The organism is Psychrobacter sp. ASPA161_6 (assembly GCF_051970285.1).
In the GTDB taxonomy this organism is placed as follows: Bacteria; Pseudomonadota; Gammaproteobacteria; order Pseudomonadales; family Moraxellaceae; genus Psychrobacter; species Psychrobacter glaciei.
The window spans coordinates 443,565-468,294 of sequence record NZ_JBEFNJ010000002.1 but is presented as its reverse complement, the minus strand read 5'-3'; the positions used below and the strand labels follow the sequence as shown (position 1 = coordinate 468,294).

The following is a 24,730-nucleotide window of genomic DNA, read 5'->3' as shown; positions in this document are numbered from 1 at the left end:
GCTAAAAACAAGTGGTCGCACCTAAGCGACTCATCACTCCATAGTACCTGAACCTAAACGCATTGTCAGCTTTACAACAGCAAAAGACTCTTAATCAAATGACGCCATCTAGGTTTCGTTATCGAGTGAGAATATTCAGTATTCAAGCATATATAAAACAAAAAAGCGTTAAGGTCGAATATTCAACCTTAACGCTTTACGAGGGTATTTTTGCGATGGTGTTTTTGCGAGGAGATTAAAGACGCTGTCAGACACTAAGCCAGCAGCTGTCTTTGGTACTGCTGGCGATAGGCTTTTGGCGACACCCCGTAGACGCGCTTAAAGGCTTGGCTAAAGGTCGAGTCCGACGCATAACCGACCAGCTCACTGATACGGCTGATACTGTTTTGCTGCAAACGTAAATAACGGGCGGCCAAACGCAAGCGATAATCGATTAAGTAGGTCAGTGGCGGCATACCGACAGTATCTTTAAAGCGCTGAGCAAAGCTGGAGCGTGACATGCCAGCGACCTCAGCAAGCGTCAGAATCGTCCAATTTTGGCTGGGTGCATTATGCATCGCGGCTAGTGCTTTGGTTAAAAATGGATCTTTCATCGCCTTTAACCAATTGTCTGTTGCCTCAGGTATGCTTTCGATATAAACGCGCAAACACTCAATCATCATGATACTTGCCCAATGATTGATCACTGCCGTTTTGCCCATGCGCTCATGCTGAGACTCTAGGGTTAAAAGTTTAATCTCTACATCAATGACCTCAAACCGACCATCGGTGTCATTATTGATCTCAGGCAATATCGATGGCAACACCGACAATAAAGGATTAACCATCTCTTTGTCGTATTTGCACTCAATCAGTATCAACGACGACTTCTCATCGCCGTCACTTATCATATCAAGCGTATTGTCTTTGCAATTAGTGAGCAGCTCATCCAACGGCTTTGCAGCATCCCCATGATGACTCAGCGCATAACTGACATGTTGATAAGCATTGGGAACCATGATGATGTCGCCGGCATGTGCTTCTCGTAAGCCATTGCCCACATCGATACAAAAGCTACCTGACATCACCAAATAAAATAGAATGGTGTCTTTTCTGGTCAGTGAATACGACCAATTACCAGAACCATTTAAACGATAATATTTTGTTTCAAACAAATGCACATTTTGTAGCAATACACTCAGTGCGTCCATCAATGACTTCCTCAATAATCTATGGCAGTTGATCTTAACCCTGCAAAATAAACCACCTAAGAGATATTACACAAGAGAAATCACTTATCGTGGACTGCGCTTAAAGTTATACGTACGCTACACACATATCGAACCCGAATTTGTAGAAAGACCGTCCTTTATTGCCTCTGTAGAAATATTTAATATTAGCAATATTAATAAGGCTCAGTACTCTAAATTAGCCAGCCTCACCCATACCATCAAATCATTATTCTAAATTTTTAATCAATAGTTTATATTTACTTAATAATGAGCAGTTTACCCTAAAATAAGTAGGGATATATGACTAAATAAAAGCCAAGCCCTATCAAAATTAAGCCCTATCAAAATTAAGCCCTGTCAAAATTAAGCCTTGTTAAAACTAAGCTTTGTCAAAATCAATTGTGGCCATAAAATATTGGTGACAAAATACTGATGAGAAAATTAGCGACTAATAAATCCGCTGGTCATTTAAAAACCAACACGGCATGAGTGAAAAGTAAGGGACGACACGCGATCGTCTAACCAGAAGAAAATAGTCAGAGAATTGAAAAAATCAAGAAGTAAAAAATGCAGACGAAAAAAAATGCCAACGAGGGCAATCAGTATTTATAAATAAGATAAGTATAAAATAGTACTAAATAAAATGGGGCGACTGATGGGACTCGAACCCACGACAACCGAGATCACAACCCGGGGCTCTACCAACTGAGCTACAACCGCCATAACTATTTGCCAAGGAAGGCAAGATTTGCAGGCTAAATGGTGCGCCTGGCAGGATTCGAACCTGCGGCCACCTCCTTAGAAGGGAGATGCTCTATCCAGCTGAGCTACAGGCGCTCTTAAAGGACTTTTACAAATTTTGATCTGCTTATAATATTAGAAACTTATAACATCAAAAACAATATCATTATACATAAAAAAAAGCCTGTAAGGCTCTTAAAATAGATGGTCGGAGTGATAGGATTCGAACCTACGACCCTCTGGTCCCAAACCAGATGCGCTACCAAACTGCGCCACACTCCGAAATTCTCTATTATCACGATAGTTAAGTTGATTAATTCGTTATCGGCAATACCGCTAACTGCTTAATGTTCCTCGCTATCGAGGTGCACATATTAAGGGGAAAAGACGATGCTGTCAACACCTATTTTCAATTAATTTATAAATTAACCAAATTTTATTGAAATTGTTTTGAATAGCCGTTTTTCGTTGCGAGTCATGGTTAGTGAAACACAGCAATGATAGCGTCTATCATTCTTGCAGGAGCTTACCGTTCAACGTGCCACTCAAGACATCAAAGGGCACAAGCCAAAGCTTTGCCACGTTTGAGGGATTGCTGTCTCTATCGCTGCTTCCTTGAACTTGTTGTCTGAGTGCTACCGGTTGCCTGATGTTACCTTGCACCGGATAGACCAACCACACCTGTCCTGCTTGATACGCTTGTGCATAACTGGTCAACTGATAGGCATCACTGGCACTGATCGCCCCTGAATAGCTCAGATGCTTCCACTTTATGTCGATCACATGGCTGTAGTTACGCGTTTTTTTTGCGCTAGCCGTGCCATGGCTATTTTTATAGGGAGTTTTTCTACCACTTTTATCCTCACGAATATCATTATTCGGCATCTGATAAATAAGTAAATCCGGACGGATAGATAAGCAGGCCTGCCCTTCTGCATCATTCAACCACACACTTTGTGCTTGATGCAGTGCATTATAATTTAAATTTAATTGCTCAAACATCGACGCGATACGTAGGCTTGTCCACTGCTCAAAAGCTTGATTCATATCAATCAACAGACACAAACGTGGTCGTGATGAAGATTGATTAGAGGATAAGTTGGTATCAAGACCGCTGCCTGTCTCTATATTTGACTGCTGCAATAGCCAATAAGCCAAATCTAGCAATTGCTGGGCGGCGTTTGTTTGTAGCTGACTCAGGGGTTGCAGCGCTAGCTGCCGCTTTGCTTGCTGATATACCGACTCTAGTTGCTGCCGCTCATGGTAGTTAAGCGCATGCACTGATTGCCAGAGCTGTATGGATTTTGGCGGCATAGCTGTTTGTAGGAGTGGTGCCAGCCATACCAATGCACTCTTGATCACACGATTGCTCAGCATATCTTGGCTCAACACACTGCGCTCACAAACGAACTTGTGCGGTTGTACGCTATTGCGGCGCAGTTGCTCTTTGATTAACAGCCGGCCTTGTAGCGTTGCATGGTTATCCACCTGAGCCTGATAATGCTGGGTCGGTTGATAATGCGCCAAACGCTGTAAAAACTGGTGTGCGAGCCAATACGACAACGATGGTGCGCTTAGCGGCAGCGGCGTCACCTGCGCGTTAAATTGACCTAAGTTTTTTGTATTGGGCAGTTTGCTATGGTATTGGTTACTAGGATTAATCAAGTCGGACAGCATATTTTGCACCCATTGACGGGCTTGTCTGATATCGCTAGCGCTATTTTGATGAGATTCATAAAACTGCTGCTGTGGCGTGCGACTGGTAGACGCTGAGGCAATCATCTTGGGCAAAATCTCAAGCTTCATACCACTGGGCAATAACACTATGCCAATATAATGCCCGACCTTTAGCTGCCATTGTCTCTGCTTGCGTTTGATAGTAAATACGGCAAACTCTTGCGCCATCAACCACTGAAAATCAGACGCTTGCAAAAAATCATGAACCGTCAAACGCTGATGCTCAAATACCGTCATGATATTGGTATCAAGCGCCTTCATAGTAGTGCTATTAACATTACTGGCGATACTGTTATTGACAGTACCATTCGTAGGGGCATATGCGACGCTATTGATGAACACTTGGTAACCTTATTAATATAAACGCTGGTAGACGGATGAATTGGTAAACTCGCCTGTCCTTGCGAGAAAATATTCATTAATCTTATAGCTACCAGTATGCATCGACTGTCCTAAAAAGGCATTGTGGCCGCTAAATAACTGACTTGGTGTCATAGTATTCGTCTGGTCATTTATTTCGTCATCCAAATGCTGACTAATTGCTGCTTGGCTATTTTGTATAAACTGCGCCTTCATCGGCTGCTGCTCATCTCTGAACACGTACTGCAAGATAGCGACTTGTCCGCCCGCCGCTTGTGCCAACTGTGGAATGATTTGTTCAATCAATGCGGTCTGTAGCTGCGCCAAACTCTGTACACCAAACAGAAATGCATGACCCAATTGTGCCTCCATCCCCAACGTTTGGCTAATGCGATTGTTTAGACCCATTAGCAATTTGGTCAAATCTATGGATGCTGCTGACTGAGTGCTTTCTAAACTTTGATTGGCGTTGCCAAAAGCTGTGATAATAGATAACAGTTCTGGCTTTGGCGGACAGTGAATAAAGCGAAAGCGACGCCGCAAAGCCATGTCTAATGGCGCTAAAGAATGGTCTTGGGTATTCATCGTGGCGTAGATATCGACATTCGCTGGCACACTAAAAGCGCGCCCAGAGTAGGCCAAATTAACGCTCATAGCGTTTGCCGTGCCAGCTCGCTTATCTGCTTCAATTAGGCTGAGTAGCTCACCGAATACCCGTGAGACGTTGGCACGGTTAATCTCATCGATCAGCATGGCATAGCGCCGTTTAGGGTCACGCGCTGCACGCTGACAGAGCTTGAGGAACGCGCCATCTTGAATAGCGTAGCTCATCTGTGCTTGGTTACTGACCGTCTGATGAGGACTCGTCTGACCAGATGCCGCCATGACGGGACGAATACCTTCAACAAATTCTTCATAACCATAGGCCTGATGAAAACTGACCATACTAAAACGCTGGTCACTAAAAGCATGGTGTTGGCTTGCGGTATTATCATGCTGCGCCTGCTGAAACTCTGCTAGTTTCTGCGATAAATCCTTTAGTAACAGCATGCTCTCAGGGAGCAAATACCATGCCCCGCTATTGTCTTTATCAAAGTAGGCCTGGCTAGCACGGTTCTTGTACGTGACCGTTTTTGAGCTGGTGGGACTGTGCATTTGCAGCACTGACCATGCCGTATTACTTAAATTTTTCTCACGTGCATTCTGTGCGGCTTTGGCGACAAAAAATTCATGATTGACGATTTCAGGTACTTTTACGAGGTCTTGTTTTTCGGAGTGAAAATCTAAAAACACCAAACATACCACATCACGCCAGCTTAGCGTTTGTAATAACTGTGCCAGCAAATCAGCCTCGTTTGCTCTCGGCAAATCGTCAGTGTATTGCTGAGCGATTTGTAGCAACTGGTAGGTTTTACCAGTACCAGCGACGCCAGTATAAATAATATTGGTCGGCTCATGAATCTCTCTCTCAGGCATAACATCGTCCAGCATCCAAAATGGGTATCAAAAAAATAATAAAATCGTGCTAAAATACCACTATTACAGCATGGTTATTTTTACAGCTAGCAGCTGAATCTAACAGATAGCTTCGTCTAAAAGTATTTCACAAGCTCTCATCACTTCTAATTACCCCTGATTACCCTTAATTATATGGCTACGTTACTGGTATTTTATAAGCGCAGTAGTTCATGCTAATAATAGTAGTGACACTTAGGTTAAGGTAATATGGTCGCAATAGCGGTGACGATAACCTCTACCTCACTTGCCACTATCATGAAAATTTATCATGCTAAAATCTCATCTAACTGACCTAAATAAGGAATTTTGTATGTCAGGATTATTAAAAAGACTCCCTAGTAAGCTGACCAATAAATTGCCAGCCAACAACACTGACAGCACAAGATCGCCAGTCGAAAAACCCAATAGCACCCTTAAGCCAGTGAACAATCAATTCACCAAACTCTTATCGGTGACTAAATATTTACCCGCTGGCGCGCGCTCTACTATTTTATCCAAAGCTTTTGGCAAAGTGGTGCCGTATGTGGGCACGACGGGCGTCTATTATGAAACAGTCGACCCCAATCAAGTCGTGGTCAGCTTGAATAATAACAAAGCCGTGCAAAACCATATTGGCTCTATCCACGCTGTTGCCATCACTTTACTGGCTGAGACCGCAACGGGCTTTATTTTGGGTTTAAACCTACCTTCTGACCGTGTATTACTGATTAAATCTTACTCGATTAATTTTTATCGCCCGATTAAAAAAGGTCAAGTGGCCGCAGTGGCGACCTTGTCTGATGAGCAACGCTTGGACATTTTAAACACCCCAAAAGGCGAGATGGTTATTCCTTGCGTGATCCATGACCGCGAGTCTGACAGTGATCGCGACCCTATCGTGGTTGAAATGCTATGGGCTTGGGTGCCGAAATCAGAGTTAGAAGCACGTCGCCAAGGACAAAACAATAAGTCCAAAACTGAGACTGAGCAATCTAGTGACTCTGCTGCTAATACAGCCACAGACAGCACGTCAGCTAAAAGTGATGATAAAATTAAATGATAACGTAACAACAAGCGCGCTACTTAATACTCTGCTTATAGCGCATTTTTGATCCATAAGCTTATACCATTCACAAAAATAAGCGTAGCCAGAAAGACAAGTGAACGTACTACTTATTGTAGACTAAACGAGTTTGACGCCGCTAATCGTACTTTTTGGGTTTGGTATTATAATAAGGAGACAACGATGTCCACACATAACTATAAATTTACTACCAACCTGTCCAAGGCGCTTTTAGTAGCTGCGTGCTCGTTAGGATTTGCCGTTAGCGCCAATGCAGCGCCCGCAACTAATAGCGCAAGCATGACTAAATCTAGCCCTGTCTTTTTGGGTGATGGTGGCAACTATCCGTTTTCAGAAGCGGTACGTGTCGGCGACACTTTATACATGTCTGGACAAATCGGTTTTAAAGATGGCAAATTGGTCAAAGGCGGGATCAAAGCGGAAGCAAAACAAGCTTTAGACAACATCCATGCCACGCTACTAAAATACGGCTATCAAAAGTCTGACATCGTAAAATGTATGGTGATGCTGACAGATATGGATGACTTTGATGATTTTAATAAAGTCTATAAAGCTGAATTGGCTAAGCCCTATCCTGTACGCTCCGCGTTTGGTGTCGCAGAGTTGGCGGCGGGTGCTAGCGTTGAAGTCGAGTGCATCGCTGAAAAATAGTAGCGCTATTAAAAATAAGCCAAACTGGCTTTTTCCATGACGCGGTTATTGAGTCAATTGACCTAACTTTTGACTCAATAACCGTTCTGCTTTAGACAACCATGCTTTATACAATCACGCTTTATACAATCATATCATCAGTGAGTGCGCTTTCTTTGGTCACTCGTAACACTTCTTCCAACGTTGTCCTTCCTGCGATGACCTTGCGCAACCCATCAGCACGTATCGATGGTGTCTGCTGGCGTGCGTATTCTTCTAGCTCGTACTCCGCCGTATTACTATGAATCATCCGTCGCAAGGTGTCGTCAACGGGAACGACCTCATATATCGCGGTACGCCCTTTAAAACCCGATTGATTACATTTATCGCAGCCCACTGGTTTGGGTAAATTGATGACCTCAGCTGCCAAACCTTCAACACCCAACGGTATGCCAATTTCTGTAAATAATTTTGCCTGTTCGCTATCAGCAGGCTGCCACGTGTGACAATGCGTGCATAGTGTGCGTACCAAACGCTGGGCAACCACGCCGATGAGCGATGAAGATAATAAAAATGGCTCTACGCCCATATCTTGCAAGCGCGTCACCGCACCGATGGCAGTATTGGTGTGCAAGGTTGATAATACCAAATGTCCTGTTAACGACGCTTGTACCGCAATCTCAGCGGTCTCTAAATCGCGAATCTCACCGACCATCACCACGTCTGGATCTTGGCGCAACATCGCACGCAGACTCTTGGCAAAGGTCATATCAACTTTATTATTGACTTGCGTCTGCCCAATACCATCGAGCTGAAATTCAATCGGATCTTCTGCGGTCAAGATATTACGGGTTTGATCGTTGAGGTCAGTCAATGCTGAGTATAGCGTGGTGGTTTTACCCGAACCTGTCGGCCCTGTGACCAAAATAATGCCATGGGGACGATGAATTAAGCGTTTAAGCTCGCTATAATCATTATCAGAGAGTCCCAAATAGGTCATGTTGAGGCGACCCGCTTGTTTATCGAGCAGACGCATCACGACCCGCTCACCAAAGCTCGATGGCAAGGTCGATACCCGCACATCTACTTCTCGTCCTGCTAAACGCAAACTGATACGCCCATCTTGTGGTACGCGCTTCTCAGCGATATCGAGCTTTGCCATGACCTTAATACGCGAGACCAATAGCGGTGCCAACTGGCGTTTTGGGGTGATAATTTCTTTCAACTCGCCATCGACGCGAAAGCGCACAACCAGACGTTTTTCAAAGGTTTCAATATGAATATCTGAGGCGTTGAGGCGAATCGCTTCGGACAGCAACGCATTGATCAGCCGAATAATAGGCGCATCGTCTTGCTGATCCATCAAGTCTTCAGTTTCAGGTACGCTATCCGCTAAACTATCGAGGTCGGGATGATCTTCAAGCCCAGCAGCGATATGCTGTGATTCACCCGTGTTGCCCGCATAAGCGGCGTTCATGCGTCTTTCAAAGTCATCAGCGCTGACGCTTTCGTAAGTCGGCACACCACGTATGCCCTGCTGCTGTAAAAAACGCACCGCCTCATTAATCGCTGACAATGGCGTGGCTTTGGTCAGCACTAAAGTCGGTGGCAGCTCAGGATCAATAGCAAGAATGACCAAGAGTTGATGGCGTTTGGCAAAACTGTACGGCAGTTGCATCATATAGTCGACCTGATAAATAGACATAACGTCAGAAATAAGAGCCTTTTCATGCTTCACAAAGGCATTGTGCACCTAATTGACTAAACCAAAAAAGACTGCAAGTAAGCGCGCATGAGTTTGTTATAATAGCATTTTGTTTTGAGCGAGTAGCATTTTATGTGGCTGGCTTATTCGCTAACCGCTTTATACTCAATAAGACTACCATGTGATTTCTTATTTTGCTGACAATGCGTTACTATTAGTTAGTAATTACCATCTACGAGTTGACGGCTATTAATTAATAACTAGTGATTAACACTCGCTTCTTAACGGCTTACATTGTTAACGCTATTTTTTCTGTCCAACCCTGCACCCTCGCTATTAGGATTCTCAGTTATGTCACAGGCTTCCACTGCTACCATCCCTATGCCACTTTCCCAAGACACCTTCACTGTCGGTAGTCGTACATTTTCGTCGCGACTGTTGGTCGGTACAGGCAAATATAAAGATATGACTGAGACAGGGGCTGCCATTGGTGCCTCAGAAGCAGAAATTGTCACCGTCGCCATTCGCCGCACCAATATCGGTCAGAATAGTGACGAGCCCAATTTACTTGATGTGATCTCCCCTGATAAATACACCATTTTGCCCAATACTGCGGGCTGTTTTGACGCTGAAACCGCGATTCGTACTTGTAAGCTTGCTCGCGAATTATTGGGTGGACACAATCTGGTTAAGCTGGAAGTGTTGGGTGATGAAAAAACCCTTTATCCTAATATCATGGAAACTTTAAAAGCCGCAAGAGTGCTGATTGATGACGGCTTTGAGGTCATGGTTTATACCTCAGACGATCCAATTGTCGCGCAAGAGCTTGAAAGCATGGGCTGCGTGGCGATCATGCCGCTTGGTAGCTTGATTGGCTCGGGTCTTGGTTTGCTCAATCGCCACACCCTTAGCCTCATTATCGAAAACGCCAAAGTGCCTGTGTTGGTTGATGCGGGTGTCGGCACGGCTTCTGATGCAGCGATTGCCATGGAGCTTGGCTGCGATGGCGTATTGATGAACTCAGCGATTGCCAATGCTCAAAACCCAGTGATGATGGCTCATGCGATGAAGCATGCTGTGTGGGCAGGACGTCAGGCTTTCTTAGCTGGTCGTATGCCGATGCGCAAAATGGCCACTGCCAGCTCACCGCAAACAGGCTATTTTTTCCAGTAGCTGTCGGCTGGGTTGCTGGTTAGCATAGCGTTTTTAATACATATTTTTAATGAAAAACCAGTGATAAACTAATAAGATAGAAACCACATAACGCTGATGGGTGCCATGACATTTTATTAAATCATGGTTTTAGTAGCCATCCAAATAGCCACTTATTGATGATGGTCAGTCCACAATAGTATCGATACAATAAGACTGAGTGTAAGCGATACCTTATTTAGTATGGCTTACGAGGTTATTGCTGTAGCGATTTTATAATGGGCAGATCATATATTTTTTATTGAAAACTTATCGCCATAAAAGGATTTATTATGCGACTACTCACCGCTGTTGACCAGTTATTCTTACTTCTTGAGTCGCGTAAACAACCCATGCACGTGGGAGGATTGTTCTTATTCGAGTTACCACAGGATGGGCAAAATGAGGATGGTGACTTTGTCAATCAGCTCGTGCAGCAGATGCAAACCGCCACGGTACCGCCAAGCTTTCCCTTTAACCAAGTGCTCGACAGACTGGTGTTTTGGAAAGAAGATGAAGAGTTCGATGTGGAGCATCATTTCCGTCATGTCGCGCTGCCAAATCCCGGGCGTGTTCGTGAACTGTTGATGTATATCTCGAAAGAGCATAGCCGTTTGCTAGATCGCGCCATGCCTTTGTGGGAATGTCATATTATCGAAGGTATTTTGCCTGAATCCGAGGGTAGACCTGAACGTTTTGCCTTATATTTCAAAATCCATCATTCATTAGTCGATGGTGTTGCAGCCATGCGTCTGGTCGAAAAATCCTTATCACAGTCCCCCACTGAGCCTGTCAGTTTGCCGATATGGTCATTGATAGCGCGTCATCGTAAGTCAGTGGATAAGTTATTACCCGCTGACCGCTCTATAACCAGTATCTTAAAAGAGCAATTATCTACCATCAAGCCCGTCTTTACCGAACTGCTCGACAACTTTAAGCATGGTGATGATGAAGGTTATGTCGGTACCTTTGATGCACCCATGAGTATTCTCAACCAACGTATCTCAGCCTCACGGCGTATTGCCGCTCAATCTTATGATATGCAGCGCTTTCGTGTCATCGCTGATGCATTTGAAGTTAACGTCAATGACGTGGTGTTGGCTGTCTGTGCAGGAGCGCTGCGTCGCTACTTGCTCTCCATGAATGCCTTGCCGACTAAGCCATTGATCGGCTTTGTACCGATGTCTTTACGTTGCGATGAAAGTGCATCGGGCAATCAGATTTCATTTTTGATGGCAAATCTGGGCACGCACTTAGACGACCCAGCCAAGCGTCTACAATTGATTTATAAGAGTATGAATAGTGGTAAACGTCGCTTTAGACGCATGAATAAAGCGCAAATTATCAACTATAGCGCGATCGCTTATGCGTGGGAAGGTATCAACGTACTGACAGGTTTATTCCCTAGAAAGCAGGCGTTTAATCTCATTATCTCAAATGTGCCAGGCTCTAAAAAACCATTATATTGGAATGGCGCACCGCTAAAAGCGCTATATCCAGCCTCCATTATCGTTGATGGACAAGCGCTGAATATCACGCTTTCTAGCTATCAAGATAAAATTGAATTTTGTATTACTGCTTGTAGTAAGCTGCTACCGCACGTTCAAGACATGCTAGGATTACTTGAGGAAGAGCTAATCTTATTAGAAGGTATCAGCGAGGCTAAGACTGTAGCGGCAAATTAATAAAATATTTCAGCAATAAAATACCCAAGCTATTACGCAATAAAAAAGCTGGCACCATTATGGCGCCAGCTTTTTTTATGTCGAAAACTTGAAGGCTAGGAATACAATATTACTGACTCATCATTTGAGCACATATCACGCCATCACAAGTTTATCGATGATTTACTATACCGCGTCACCCCATATTGGGACAACCACTTGCATCAGTGGTTTTAGCAGCTTAATGTTGCACGCAAAGATAGAGCCTGAAGTCATTGAGTCGTGTGCACCAGTATGATCGACGACCACACCACGTGCCTCAGTGACGATAAGCTCACCAGCAGCGATGTCCCACGGCTTGATAGACATCTCAAAATAACCATCGAAACGACCAGCGGCCACATAGCATAAATCAAGTGCCGCTGAGCCTAAACGACGAATTTGACCGCCCGCTTCAGAGACTTTCTGTAGGCTTTCAAAATGCTCTTTCGCATAAGAGACAATCTCACCATTGCGCTTACGCTCAAGCGGATGACCCGTAGTAAATAGGCCACCGTCAAGCGTTTTGCGTTCGCTCACTTGCATACGGCGATTGTTCAAGCGCGCGCCTTTACCGCGGCTAGCAGAGAACATCTCATCACGGACTGGATCATAGACCACGCCATGTTGGGTGACACCTTTATGCTGTACAGCAATCGATACGCAGAACTGCGGCACACCATGGACGAAGTTTTTGGTGCCATCTAGCGGATCAATAATCCAGCACCAGTCAGCGTCTTCGCCGCGACCTTCTTGCATACCAAACTCTTCACCCAAAAACGAATGGTTTGGATAGCTGGCCTTTAGCGTCTCAATCGTCAGCTCTTCACTGAAACGATCAATACGTGTGACCAATCCATCAAGTCCTTTTGACTCGATGTCCAATTCGATTTTGTGGCGGTTTTGATGCGCATATAAAATCTCTTTACCAACTTTTTCAGCAGTACGTGCTGCGATGACGACCATGGGTTCCATAAATAACCTATTTGCTTGATGAATGAATATAAAAATAAGACTAACTCTGTGCCCACAACATGCCGATTAGACTAGCCGCATCACACCACATCTATGCGATTTAAAAACGTGTCTTTTATAAATAAAAACTTATAAACGACAACCGCATTATACTAAAATTGTTCGATAAAAACGAAAAAACCATTACGCTCACAAAACCAACCATTATTTTGGTGGTCGTCACGAACTGCGCAAGTTGTAAAAAAGTCAGCACCCACGGCTAAGTAGGCGTTATATCTATTAATCAAGCTATCTGTTTTTTTACTTAAACAGGTCGCTATCAAAATATTTTACGATAATAAGTTTTGTAGTTGGCCAACCACGCCTTGGACATCTAAACCACAATCAGCCCATTGCTCAGCTTGTGAACCATGCGCGATAAAGCGATCAGCGATGCCAATATTACAGACAGCCGGACGACTATTTTTGAAGGCTAGCGATTCGTTAAGCAAATACTCATTGACCGCACTACCTGCGCCGCCCATCGTCATATGCTCTTCTAAGGTCGCGATATGCGTGATACCTTGCTCAATTAAGGTTTCGAGCAATTTAGTATCTAACGGTTTTACCCAGCGCATATTGACCACATGCACCTGACAGTCTGGTTCTGAGTGTAGTTCTGCATCATCATTGGCGATAGCTTGTGCTGCTTGCTGAGCCGTCGCAACCATCGTTCCAAATGCCAGTAGCGCCAGTTTATTAGGCGCATTGTCGTTACCTAATACTGACTCTACCACTGCCTCGCCGATGTTATAAGTTTGTGCTGGCTGAGTAATAATAGCCCCAGTACCGACACCGCGCGGATAGCGTACGGCTGTACAACCTTGGTACTCATAACAGGTATTGAGCAAATGGTAGCATTCGTTCTCATCTTTTGGCGCGGCAATCAACATGTTGGGCACGCAGCGTAAAAAGGCAAAATCAAACACGCCAGCATGGGTTGCGCCATCTTCACCAACCAGACCCGCGCGATCGATAGCAAAGGTCACATCAAGGTTTTGCAACGCCACATCATGAATCAGCTGATCGTAACCACGTTGCAAGAACGTCGAATAAATCGCCACGATAGGTTTAACGCCTTGGGTCGCCATACCAGCGGCCAGCGTCACCGCATGTTGTTCAGCGATAGCAACATCAAAAAAACGCGTTGGGAAATGATGAGCAAAGTCGATCATCCCCGAGCCTTCTTCCATAGCAGGCGTAATAGCCAACAACTTATCGTCTGTCGCCGCTTTATCACATAGGAACTGGCCGAATACTTGCGAGTACTTTAAGGCAGGCCTAGTTTTTGGAATGTCAGCTTTTGGAATATCAATTTTTGGAGTATTAGTTGCTGAAACTTTGTCTTCTGTAGGTTTTGCTTCAGCATCTTCGACAGGCAATTTACCGATAGCATGATAGCCAACTGGATCTAATTCAGCTGGCGCAAAACCTTTACCTTTAGTGGTATAAATATGGACTAACACCGGACCCTTTACTTGCTTGGCAAGCGACAATACTCGTAGCAGCTCAGGCACATTATGTCCGTCAAAGGGACCAAAATAAGTAAAGCCAACCGCTTTGAATAAATTGTCTTCTAGCTGCGGCACATCGCGCATTTCTTTATGGCGTTTACGGCGGTCAAACGCTTGCATATCAGGGCGCTGGCATAGCACTGGCTCGCCTGCATCAGAGATATCAACTTGATAACCTGATTCCCACAGCATGGCTAAATGCCGTGAAAAGCCGCCGATAGAGCAAGATATCGACATATCGTTGTCATTTAAAATAACCAACAGATCAGCATCTTGTTGCACCGCGTCGTTCATGGCTTCAAACGCCATACCACCGGTCATCGCGCCATCACCAATAATACAAGCCACGGTTTGCGCGCGGCCTTGGTAACGCAGCGCCAGACTCATGCCTAGACCAGCTGAAATGGAAGTCGATGAATGCCCAACGCCGAACGTATCGTAAGCTGACTCAGCACGCTCAGGAAAAGCGGTCAAACCGTCTTTAGAACGAATCGTTCCGAGCTTATCGCGGCGGCCTGTCAGTACTTTATGCGCATAAGCTTGGTGACCCACATCCCAAACGATCTGATCTTGCGGCGCATCTAAGAGGTAATGCAGCGCAATCGTCAGCTCAACCACCCCTAAATTTGCACCGAAATGTCCGCCACTCTGACCCGCTGAATACAATAAAAAAAGCCGCAATTCATCAGCCAAATTAATAAGCTGCGCGGTAGTAAATTTTTTCAGATCAGAGGGCGTATTGATCGCATCGAGTAGCGGTGTATGAGGACGCACACGTGGAATCACTGCATACGTCTGTTGCAGACTGGATAGCTTAGCAGCAGACTCCATGGCTGACGCAGATACTGACTGAGACTGTGGGGAATAAGGTGACTGCTGCATAAACCGTACGATACCTACCAATCTGCTGACAAGGGATTACCCTAGAATATTACTATGGTTATCAATAACTAAGTGGCGTTAATAATAGTGGCGTTAATAATAGTGGCGTTAATAATAGCAATAATCACGACACCATGATGGATGTCATTGACTATAAAATTACTGATAGCGCTCATCGCTTATATAATGACGCATAGCAATAAGTACGCCGCCATAATAGACGACGATGGTCTTAACGCTGTGACACCAAGTATTGCTATTATGCCTCATTGTCTGGCATCAATATCAGACGTTAGTGACGACATAGTAATGTAAGGGCAAAGACTTGTCACTGTATCCGTTAAAATAGTATGGCATAATAGCATTATTTTTTAATTGTCGCTTTAATCATCGTGCGTCGTCTGTGAACTTTGTGTGTTTTTATAATAAGCGCTATAAACACGTTGTCTTCACGAACCGGTTATACTGATAACCTCTTAACCATAATAATATGGCTATGCCAAAATCCGCTACCGCCTCGATGATCGGCTCATGTAGGACATTAATGTCATATCAATTTATCACCAGCGCCACACTACCTACTCGTCACGGCGAGTTTGATATCCATATCTTTGAAAATGAAGACGGTCAAGAGCATGTGATGCTGACGGTCGGTCTGTCTGTGGTTGAGCAAAATAAAGACGCTGTCGATGTCTTGACGCAAAAGCATGACACGCTAGCAGAACGACCTATCCCATTGGTACGTATTCACTCTGAATGCTTGACTGGTGATGCATTTAGTTCATTGAAGTGTGACTGTGGCCCCCAGCTTAATACAGCGATGCAAGCGATACAAGAAACTGGTTACGGGGCAATTCTTTACCTGCGCCAAGAAGGTCGCGGCATTGGGCTGACCAATAAAATCCGTGCCTATGCGCTGCAAGATCAAGGGCATGATACCTTAGATGCCAATCTGATGTTAGGCTTGCCTGCTGACGCGCGCGTTTATGATATGTGCAGCCCGATGCTCGCCCATGTGGGCGTTGATGCAGTGAGACTGATCACCAATAATCCAGACAAAGTTGCTTATTTGACTGCCCATGGCATCGATGTCGTGGAGCGCGTACCATTGGTCGTTGGTGTTAATGACATGAATGCAGACTATCTGGCCACCAAGCGTGATCGTATGGGACATTTACTCGATAAAGAATTCAATACCGCAATACACCTGAATAAATAGATATTTTTATGAACAATCAAAATTTAGACAACAATGCAAACCCCTTAACTACAGACTCTGCAAACCTGGAATCGAAGAACCTAGAATCGAAAAAACCGGAATCGAAGAAAACAGTCACTCCGACCAGCGATGATATCACGCGCGTGCGTGCGTTTTTAGTCGATTTGCAAGCGCGTATTTGCCAAGCGTTAGAAGCACAAGAGCGCGACGGTGGAGGTACTGCAACTTTTGTTCCCGACGATTGGGAGCGTCCTGAAGGCGGCGGTGGTAGGTCGTGTGTATTGGCAGATGGCGAGGTCATCGAAAAAGCTGGCGTCATGTTTAGCCATATTCATGTGCATAACTTACCTGCCTCTGCTACTGCGCGTCACCCCGATATTGCAGGTCGCAAAGCACAAGCCATGGGTGTGTCATTGGTTGTTCATCCCAAAAATCCCAACGTCCCTACCAGTCATGCCAACGTACGCTTGTTCATCGCCGAAGCCGAGGGCGAAGCGCCCATCTGGTGGTTTGGTGGTGGGTTTGATTTGACCCCGTTCTATCCAGTATTAGCCGACTGTATCCATTGGCACCAAGTCTGTCACGACCTATGCGCACCCTTTGGCGACACTGTCTACCCTGACTTTAAACAATGGTGCGATGAGTATTTCCATCTGCGCCATCGTGATGAGCAGCGCGGTATTGGCGGTCTTTTTTATGATGACGTCAGTACTGAAAGTCGCGGCTGGGACTTTGAGACTTGCTTTAACTTTATGAAATCCGTGGGCAACGGTTATCTTGACGGTATCATGCCGATTTTTGAACAGCGTAAAAATACGCCATATACTGAAGCGCAGCGCGAGTTTCAACTCTATCGTCGTGGCCGCTACGTCGAGTACAATCTGGTATATGATCGTGGAACGCTATTTGGGCTACAAAGTAACGGACGTATTGAGTCAATTCTAGTCAGTATGCCACCGCTTGCCAGCTGGCATTATCGTTTTGAGCCTACGGAAGGAACGCCTGAATTTGAGTTAACCGACTTTTACTTAAAACCGCGTGAATGGTTAGCGCTATAGGTTTTGTGAACATTACGGTATTCATACTTTTTGAAAACATTAAGAAGGTCAGCTACTATCGCTGGCTTTTTTTATTGTCAGTACTGTTTAAACCACCCACTCTCTCGTTGTTATCGTAAAAAATATGTTGTGTAATTACTATACAATCATCGCAACCAACCATAAGCAGCCATACCTAAGTTAAGTTATACTTATTTAAAATATTACGAGGATATAACAACTATATAATTCCCATCGCCCAGATAACCGTTACAATAGAAGGCATTCTTTATTAGCAACTGTGCTCAAAAGAATTTTAGGCAGTATTTTGTATAACTATATTTTACGACAAAGCGAGCGTTTGTAATCGCGCTTACTATTAGCCAAGTTTAAAGGAGTAAGTCATATGGCACAGGTTTATACCAATAAATCTTTCAAATCTTTGGTTAGCATTACTTTGATGGCAGCTGCACTGGGTCTAACGGCCTGTAGCACCTCAACAGAATCTAACCCTGACGTGCAAGCGCGTCAAGACACTATGAAAAACTGGGGCGATGCAATGGGCGTCATGGGTGATATGGCAAAAGCACCTGACACATTTGATTCTGAAGTATTTAAAGAGCAAGCGGCGTTCTTAGCAGAAGATTCCGCCAAGCCTTGGAGTCATTTTGAAGATCCAGAAGCGGTAGGTAATACTACTGAAGCGGTTTGGTCTAATGCGGATGAGTTCCGTGCAGAAGCCGACAACTTCCAAAAAGTCACTGCTGAGCTAAGCGCTACCGCACAAACTGCCACTAGCATGGATGATGTTAAACCTGCCTTTGGTCAAGTTGGTGCAAGCTGCAAATCATGTCATACAGATTTCCGAGCTAAAACTGAATAAATACCCGTTGATTGATAACAAAAAAACCGCCGTATCCTTTGATATGGCGGTTTTTTTAATGTCGTTTGAAAGTTCGATTACTTAGGCAATAGATTTGGCAAGTCTATCGAACAAACAAAATTGCCTCACCAGTTCAACTACTCTGTCGCTGCTTTATTAACATCAACAGCTTGTTGCTCATTTTGTTGCTCATTGATTTTATTGACAATCGCTTTCACGGACGGATCACTCAAATCGATCGTGCGTATCGGGAATGGAATATTGATCTCTGCTGCATCAAGCGCATTTTTAATCTCTACAATAACTTGGTGAATAGAGGCAACCTTATTGGCCTGCGTACCATCTTCAATAAACCAGCGCACCATCAGATCCATAGACGATCCGCCAAATCCCGTTGCAATCACGCTTGGCTTAGATTTAATGGAAACACTATCCACTTTATCCAATGCTTGCATAATCTCAGCTTTGGCCGCTTCGATATCATCTTCATAACCAATGCCGACCGCCACTTGTAAACGACGCTGTTTGTAGGCGGTATTGACCGTCAATGCTGAGGTATATAGGTCTGAGTTTGGGATAACGACTTGTCGACCATCATAAGTCTTGATGGTGGTTGCACGGATTTTAATATCCTCAACTGTACCCTCATATTCACCAGAAACGATCTGATCGCCAATACGAAACGGCTCCGAGATGAGTAGCAAAATACCCGACAGTAAGTTTTGAAAAATATCTTTGAAAGCAAAACCAATCGCGACCGAACCAATACCGAGTGCGCCAATCAGCTTGGCAGGCGTAAATCCTGGTACGGCGATCACCATGGCAATCATGAAACCAATAAAAATAATCAGCGCGCCGCCTACCCGTTGAAACACTTTGACCAAGTTCTGATGCCGACTACGGCTACCCAGCAATTTGTAGACGATTTTTTTGAAGACGATTGATAGAAACCAAAAAATCAGAACAACGATAATCGACGCTACAAAGTACGGAATACGCTCAACAAAGCCGATAAATATTCCATTCGCCGAATCAATAATACTTTGATAAGTAAAAACATCAGTCGTTGTCGCTGAGTTCATCGTCGCTGGATCAGCAGTAGTAGGGTTTGCCTCAGGGCTGGGCATGCAGGGATCACTCCTTAAATTATTAAAATTTTTTATTCATCAATGCTTATATTTTTTAACTGTCTAACATTTAGCGCATCAAATCTGCTTGTACGATTTCAATCCAGTAGCCGTCGACGTCTTTGATAAAGGCGATGTTTTTCATACTACCCTCTTCTGGACGTTTTTTGAATTCGACATCATTTTTATCAAACCAAACAACGGCTTCATCTAAGCTAGGTACGCTAAAGCAAATATGACCAAAGCCTTGTGGTTCGCCATTGCCATCGTGATAGCTGAAGTCAGCCTTTGTCTCAGTACCGTAATTATGGGTCAACTCTAAAATTCCGCGTTGACGGAACGCAAATATTTCTAAGTCGTCACCAGCGGGCAAATTGTCCCGCTCACTCTCAGTTAACTGGGCTAAAAAGTATAAATCAAAACCCATATCAGGGAACTTTTTTACCGCGAGCAAGGTCATACCAAGAACACCAGTATAAAACGCTAATGATTTTGCAGGGTCTTTCACGCGTAGCATCGTATGGTTAAAAGTAAAGCCAGTGGTTTGTGCGGCAATCGACTGCACACCATCGGCCTTAACACTGTTTGCGGGCTGCGCGACCGTTGCTTCATTATGCACATTTTCTGAATGGGACGCTGAAGTAGACATGTTTATCCTAATAGTTGAAGAGTTATTAATATTGAAAGACCAGAAAATCATGGTTGTCATGATTGGCCTGAAACTCTCATCATAATAAAAAATCGCGGGACTAGTGATAGGGTTTTGTAAGAGCTGATAGTCTATACAGTCAATCGATAGGGATATTTATATGAAATAACTCGGTGTAGCCGCACAAACCATACATCAAATAAGAGTAAGGCAGGCGCGACTTTATTAATAAGTTTATTAATAAAAGAATAACTATTAGCTGTCTAAAAATCTTACCTTTCCTGTCTCTAAATCATACTCTGCACCAACGACCAATAACTGACCACTGCTGGTTAAGTCTTCTAACGCTCGCGAACCATGCTTGAGCTGGCTGACCGACATGCGCACGTTGGCACGTATCGAGCGATCAACCAATTCATCAGCATCGACATCTTGCCCATTGGCAGTGGCGAGCTCATGAAGGTTGTAGACGCTTGGGCGAATACGATCGACGATTGACTGTAAGTTTGGCGAATAATTTTGCTCAGGATTAATCAGCGCCTCGACGCAAGCAGTGACAGCGCCGCAATGCGAATGTCCCAAGACCACCACCAATTTTGTGCCAAACTTTTCGGCGGCAAACTCTACCGAACCGATTTGTGAAGGCGCAACCACATTACCCGCTACTCGAATGACAAACAAATCACCCAAGCCTTGATCAAATACAATCTCGACTGGTACGCGAGCATCCGAGCAACCCAAAATGATAGCCAGCGGGTCTTGATCGCTCACGAGTTCTGGACGTCGTTGCATCATTGGATCAGTGTTCGTCAGGCTATCAACGTAGCGCGCATTACCGTCTCTTAGTAGTTCGAGTGCTTCTAGACCTGTTTGTGGACGAGTATCATTAGGCATAAAGGGTCCTTGATTATCAAATGATTAGAATAATAAATCTCTGTTTTTTGACCATGGCTGGCTAGGGCGTGTCTTCATTTCAAAAATGGTGATAAAAATGAGATAAATTGCCGTCAAACAAGAAAAATAGCGCAGATAATATCGGGATATTAACCAGCTATTTGACGATGTTTGGCAAGATTTATCCATTTTTAGCCCATTTAGATGACTATCGATTGAATTGAAGACACGCCCTAAGCATTTTGCCATACATAGCCGGCTCATTTTATTTCTTAGCCACAAAATGATTGTATAGGAATAAAAGCAGAAAAATAATAAAAAAATCGCTTTTAATCTCGCTAGGGCGTGTCTTCATTTTAAAAACGATTTTAAAAACGAGATAAATTGCCGTCAAGCGAGAAAAATAGCATGGATAATCTCAGGATATTAACCAGATATTTGACGATGTTTGGCAAAATTTTATTTTACGACAAAGTAGCATCGCTAACTTATAACGAACTGGCACTGACTTATATCCAAGGTTTGTTATAATACGCAGCAACCAAACCCTATTGATACCCATCGTTTATACCCATACCAAACCACCTTGAAGGCAGTGCTTTAGACGTATAGCTGTACTGAGATGTTGGATACTTAGGAACCAACCTTATGACCGAATCACCTTCAAACACGCACCAAGCTGCGGCATCAATCGACACGGTACTGCTGCAACTGACTGGTATAAAAAAAACCTATGACCAAACCGAAGTACTAAAAGACATCAATCTCGACATCAAGCATGGTGAGTTTTTGACCTTGCTTGGCCCGTCAGGCTGCGGCAAGACGACATTGCTACGCTTGATTGCCGGTTTTGAGCAGCCAAATGCTGGTGCTATCTATCTAGATGGCGTGCAGATGTCAGGCTTGCCAGCGGATAAGCGTCCGGTCAATACGGTGTTTCAGCAGTATGCCTTGTTTCCGCATATGACCGTCGCGCAAAACGTGGCTTATGGTCTTAAAATTAAAAAGGTGCCTAAAGATGAGATTAAAACGCGCGTGAGCGAGATGCTAGCAATGGTACAGCTAGAACATCTCGCCAATCGCAAACCGCAGGATTTATCTGGTGGTCAGCAGCAGCGTGTTGCCATCGCACGGGCGGTCATTAATCGTCCTAAATTATTGTTACTTGATGAGCCGCTATCGGCACTCGACCACAAGCTACGTTTGCAAATGCAGTCTGAGCTTAAACGGCTACAGCGTGAGCTGGGCATTACTTTTGTTTTCGTCACCCATGACCAAGAAGAAGCACTATCGATGTCAGACCGTATTGCGGTGATGAAAGACGGCACCTTTCAGCAAATCGGCACACCTATCGAGATTTATGAAACGCCCGCGAATTTATTTACCGCCAAATTTATCGGTGAGACCAATCTATTCAAAGCAGAAGTCAAAGGCGTCTACGCTGACCAACCAGATCGTGATGGCAAAGTCACTAACGGACGTATCGAAGTCGAAGTCTGTGAGGCACAAGCGCAAGACGGCCCGACGACGTTACGTAATTTACGTCGTCCTGATTTTGCCAATGATGTGCAAGTAGGCGACATCGTCAACTTACTACTGCGCCCTGAAGATTTGCGAATTTATGATCCTAATGACGATGTCCATACTGGACTGTTTGGCCGAGTGATTGAAAGTAACTATAAAGGCAGTACTTTGGACTCGATTATTGAATTGGCAAACGGTCATATTATCAAGGCTTCTGAATTCTTCGATGAAGATGATCCAAGCTTTGATTATAAATTGAATGAAGCGGTCAAGGTCTCATGGGTTGATGGCTGGGAATGGGTATTGCCAGAAGACTCTGAAACTGTGCCCGACACGACTGTACAAAAGGACGGTAGCTGATGGCTCGCAACCACTTAGGCAGTAAAAGTCCATTTCGTACCGCCACGCTTTGGCTAATATGGGGTTGGCTACTGATATTTGCACTATTACCAAATATCCTAGTCATCGCTGTCAGTTTTTTGACCCGCGATAGCAGCGCTTTTATCAGCTTGCCGGTCAGCATCGACAGCTATGTACGCATAATTGATCCGTTGTATTTTGAGGTATTTGTCCATTCATTATGGATGGCAAGTATCACCACGGTTATCTGCTTGCTGCTTGGTTATCCTTTTGCGTGGTTGGTCTCTAAAGCCAAAACTTGCTGGCAGCCGCTGCTCATGATGCTATTGATATTGCCGTTTTGGACGAACTCTCTAGTACGCACTTATGCCCTCAAGTTATTGTTTGCTAATAATGGTTTGATTAATAAATTCTTGCTAGCGATAGGTGTGATTGATACTCCTATTGATATTTTATACACGCAAGGCGCGGTCATAGCGGGACTGACCTACTTATTATTTCCCTTTATGGTATTGCCGTTGTATGCGGTCTTTACTGACTTGCGCAATGATATGCTACTCGCGTCGCAAGATTTGGGTGCATCGAGAAGGCAGACCTTTTGGCATGTGGTGCTACCACTCACAACACCAGGGATTATCTCTGGGGTACTGTTGGTGTTATTGCCAGCGATGGGTATGTTCTATGTGGCCGATATTTTGGGCGGCTCGCGCAACTTGTTGGTCGGTAATATTATTAAAAACCAGTTTTTGGATGCGCGTGACTGGCCCTTTGGTGCAGCGGCAAGCGTATTATTGACACTGGCGATGGCGGTATTATTGCTCGCCTATCGTGCCAGTAGTCGCCGCATTGGCAAGACTGACTTTAATGAGGTGGCCTAATGTCTTATAGATCACCAACCAAAAAACCTCGTACGCTTAAGATTGGCAGTATCGCCGCCAAAGGCTATCTCGGGTTGATTTATGCCTTGCTATATCTGCCCATTATCGTCCTAGTCGTGATGTCTTTTAACAAGTCAAAAATCGGCTACAACTGGGATGGCTTTAGCTTAAAGTGGTACGAATCACTATTTGATAACCAAGCCATGCTCGATGCATTTTGGCACTCTATTGTATTAGGCTTGGTTGCCGCGACTGTCTCGACTTTGATAGGAACGCTCACTGCCCTAGCCTTACATCGCTATAATTTTCGCGGTAAAGGCTTATTAAATGGGCTGTTATTTGTCCTGATGATGTCACCTGAGATTGTATTGGCTATCTCATTATTGGCGCTATTTTTGCTGATTGGTCTACAGTTAGGCTTTATCTCACTGCTATTGGCGCACATTACTTTTTGCTTACCGTTTGTCGTCATTACTGTCTTTGCACGCTTAAGCAGCTTGGATGAGCGCTTGATGGAAGCGGCGCGCGACTTGGGCGCCAATGAATCAACCATGGTGCGTACCGTGCTGATTCCCGTTATTTTGCCAGCAGTAATGGCAGGTTGGTTGCTCGCCTTTACGTTGTCATTGGATGATGTGGTGGTTTCAACCTTTGTCACAGGCCCTAGCTATGAGATATTACCACTACGAATTTACTCGATGGTACGGGTAGGACTCAAGCCGGAAGTTAATGCTATTGGTACCCTATTATTAGTCGCTTCTTTAATATTGGTCATTATCTCACAGCTACTGTTACGCAAGCGCTAGCTGTCCATGGCCTATTAATCATACGCTATGAATGAAAGTCAGCAACATATGTACTATAATGAATTTTTCTCAACTTAGCAGGCA

Annotated in this window: 19 protein-coding genes and 3 tRNA genes; 10 read left to right on the top strand and 12 right to left on the bottom strand. The window is 44.4% G+C overall.

The annotated features are described in order from the left end of the window. Nucleotides 1-254: 254 nt before the first annotated feature. The 6 genes from ACTQ9T_RS08060 to ACTQ9T_RS08035 all read right to left on the bottom strand — a co-directional run bounded on the left by ACTQ9T_RS08060 (nucleotide 255) and on the right by ACTQ9T_RS08035 (nucleotide 5,525). Nucleotides 255-1,190, bottom strand: a complete 936-nt coding sequence (locus tag ACTQ9T_RS08060; protein WP_440464715.1) for a helix-turn-helix domain-containing protein — start codon at nucleotides 1,188-1,190, stop codon at nucleotides 255-257. Between the two features lie 665 nt (nucleotides 1,191-1,855). Next, nucleotides 1,856-1,931 (bottom strand) — tRNA-His (locus tag ACTQ9T_RS08055). A 40-nt stretch (nucleotides 1,932-1,971) separates the two neighbouring features. Further along, nucleotides 1,972-2,048: transfer RNA gene (locus ACTQ9T_RS08050), tRNA-Arg, on the bottom strand. A gap of 109 nt (nucleotides 2,049-2,157) precedes the next feature. Beyond that, nucleotides 2,158-2,234: transfer RNA gene (locus ACTQ9T_RS08045), tRNA-Pro, on the bottom strand. A gap of 228 nt (nucleotides 2,235-2,462) precedes the next feature. Further along, on the bottom strand, nucleotides 2,463-4,031 hold the full coding sequence (locus tag ACTQ9T_RS08040; RefSeq protein ID WP_440464714.1) for an McrC family protein: 1,569 nt from the start codon (nucleotides 4,029-4,031) through the stop codon (nucleotides 2,463-2,465). A 12-nt stretch (nucleotides 4,032-4,043) separates the two neighbouring features. Then, nucleotides 4,044-5,525, bottom strand: a complete 1,482-nt coding sequence (locus ACTQ9T_RS08035) for an McrB family protein (RefSeq protein WP_440464713.1) — start codon at nucleotides 5,523-5,525, stop codon at nucleotides 4,044-4,046. 352 nt (nucleotides 5,526-5,877) lie between these two features. Here ACTQ9T_RS08035 and ACTQ9T_RS08030 point away from each other — a divergent pair, with 352 nt between their 5' ends. Beyond that, nucleotides 5,878-6,606 carry a DUF4442 domain-containing protein gene (locus ACTQ9T_RS08030; RefSeq protein ID WP_240216580.1) on the top strand — a complete coding sequence of 243 codons (729 nt, stop codon included), beginning with the start codon at nucleotides 5,878-5,880 and terminating at the stop codon, nucleotides 6,604-6,606. A gap of 186 nt (nucleotides 6,607-6,792) precedes the next feature. Then, on the top strand, nucleotides 6,793-7,281 hold the full coding sequence (locus ACTQ9T_RS08025) for a RidA family protein (protein ID WP_440464712.1): 489 nt from the start codon (nucleotides 6,793-6,795) through the stop codon (nucleotides 7,279-7,281). 121 nt (nucleotides 7,282-7,402) lie between these two features. Here ACTQ9T_RS08025 and gspE read toward each other — a convergent pair whose 3' ends face one another. Continuing rightward, entirely contained in the window at nucleotides 7,403-8,941 is a 1,539-nt protein-coding gene (gene gspE, locus ACTQ9T_RS08020; protein ID WP_026037034.1) for a type II secretion system ATPase GspE, read from the bottom strand. Nucleotides 8,942-9,316: 375 nt separating this feature from the next. Between gspE and ACTQ9T_RS08015 the strand changes: the two genes are divergently transcribed. Together ACTQ9T_RS08015 and ACTQ9T_RS08010 are read left to right on the top strand one after the other, a co-directional pair. Further along, a complete protein-coding gene (locus ACTQ9T_RS08015; RefSeq protein WP_010195851.1) occupies nucleotides 9,317-10,138 on the top strand; it encodes a thiazole synthase in 822 nt (273 codons plus the stop codon). Between the two features lie 311 nt (nucleotides 10,139-10,449). Continuing rightward, a complete protein-coding gene (locus ACTQ9T_RS08010; protein WP_413189904.1) occupies nucleotides 10,450-11,841 on the top strand; it encodes a WS/DGAT/MGAT family O-acyltransferase in 1,392 nt (463 codons plus the stop codon). Between the two features lie 165 nt (nucleotides 11,842-12,006). On the opposite strand, the gene ACTQ9T_RS08005 is transcribed toward ACTQ9T_RS08010, so the two are convergent. Both ACTQ9T_RS08005 and ACTQ9T_RS08000 read right to left on the bottom strand, forming a co-directional pair. After that, complete coding sequence (locus ACTQ9T_RS08005; protein ID WP_010195855.1) at nucleotides 12,007-12,834, bottom strand: inositol monophosphatase family protein; 828 nt, start codon at nucleotides 12,832-12,834, stop codon at nucleotides 12,007-12,009. A 329-nt stretch (nucleotides 12,835-13,163) separates the two neighbouring features. Next, a complete protein-coding gene (locus ACTQ9T_RS08000; RefSeq protein ID WP_440464711.1) occupies nucleotides 13,164-15,269 on the bottom strand; it encodes a 1-deoxy-D-xylulose-5-phosphate synthase in 2,106 nt (701 codons plus the stop codon). Between the two features lie 544 nt (nucleotides 15,270-15,813). Here ACTQ9T_RS08000 and ribA point away from each other — a divergent pair. From ribA to ACTQ9T_RS07985, 3 genes are all read left to right on the top strand, one after another. Beyond that, nucleotides 15,814-16,488, top strand: coding sequence for a GTP cyclohydrolase II (ribA, locus tag ACTQ9T_RS07995; RefSeq protein ID WP_352310563.1), 675 nt, complete (start codon nucleotides 15,814-15,816; stop codon nucleotides 16,486-16,488). Nucleotides 16,489-16,496: 8 nt separating this feature from the next. Further along, nucleotides 16,497-17,546: an oxygen-dependent coproporphyrinogen oxidase gene (hemF, locus tag ACTQ9T_RS07990; protein WP_440464710.1), complete on the top strand. Its 1,050-nt coding sequence runs from the start codon at nucleotides 16,497-16,499 to the stop codon at nucleotides 17,544-17,546. Nucleotides 17,547-17,931: 385 nt separating this feature from the next. Next, nucleotides 17,932-18,408 (top strand): c-type cytochrome, encoded by a 477-nt coding sequence (locus tag ACTQ9T_RS07985; protein WP_201592598.1) that lies wholly within the window; start codon nucleotides 17,932-17,934, stop codon nucleotides 18,406-18,408. Between the two features lie 137 nt (nucleotides 18,409-18,545). On the opposite strand, the gene ACTQ9T_RS07980 is transcribed toward ACTQ9T_RS07985, so the two are convergent. The 3 genes from ACTQ9T_RS07980 to ACTQ9T_RS07970 all read right to left on the bottom strand — a co-directional run bounded on the left by ACTQ9T_RS07980 (nucleotide 18,546) and on the right by ACTQ9T_RS07970 (nucleotide 21,078). After that, nucleotides 18,546-19,535, bottom strand: a complete 990-nt coding sequence (locus ACTQ9T_RS07980) for a mechanosensitive ion channel family protein (protein WP_440464709.1) — start codon at nucleotides 19,533-19,535, stop codon at nucleotides 18,546-18,548. 70 nt (nucleotides 19,536-19,605) lie between these two features. Next, nucleotides 19,606-20,184 (bottom strand): lactoylglutathione lyase, encoded by a 579-nt coding sequence (gloA, locus tag ACTQ9T_RS07975; RefSeq protein ID WP_440464708.1) that lies wholly within the window; start codon nucleotides 20,182-20,184, stop codon nucleotides 19,606-19,608. Nucleotides 20,185-20,439: 255 nt separating this feature from the next. Further along, entirely contained in the window at nucleotides 20,440-21,078 is a 639-nt protein-coding gene (locus tag ACTQ9T_RS07970) for a carbonic anhydrase (RefSeq protein ID WP_189583081.1), read from the bottom strand. 648 nt (nucleotides 21,079-21,726) lie between these two features. Here ACTQ9T_RS07970 and potA point away from each other — a divergent pair. From potA to potC, 3 genes are read left to right on the top strand one after another with little or no spacing between them, the layout of a single operon-like run. Then, the gene (potA, locus tag ACTQ9T_RS07965) at nucleotides 21,727-22,962 is read left to right on the top strand and encodes a spermidine/putrescine ABC transporter ATP-binding protein PotA (RefSeq protein ID WP_440464707.1); all 1,236 of its coding nucleotides are present in this window, start codon (nucleotides 21,727-21,729) and stop codon (nucleotides 22,960-22,962) included. Then, nucleotides 22,962-23,840, top strand: a complete 879-nt coding sequence (gene potB, locus ACTQ9T_RS07960; RefSeq protein ID WP_440464706.1) for a spermidine/putrescine ABC transporter permease PotB — start codon at nucleotides 22,962-22,964, stop codon at nucleotides 23,838-23,840. Before potA ends, potB begins: the two co-directional genes overlap by 1 nt. Then, entirely contained in the window at nucleotides 23,840-24,646 is an 807-nt protein-coding gene (gene potC, locus ACTQ9T_RS07955; RefSeq protein WP_440464705.1) for a spermidine/putrescine ABC transporter permease PotC, read from the top strand. The genes potB and potC overlap by 1 nt, the downstream gene beginning before the upstream one ends. Nucleotides 24,647-24,730: the final 84 nt, after the last annotated feature.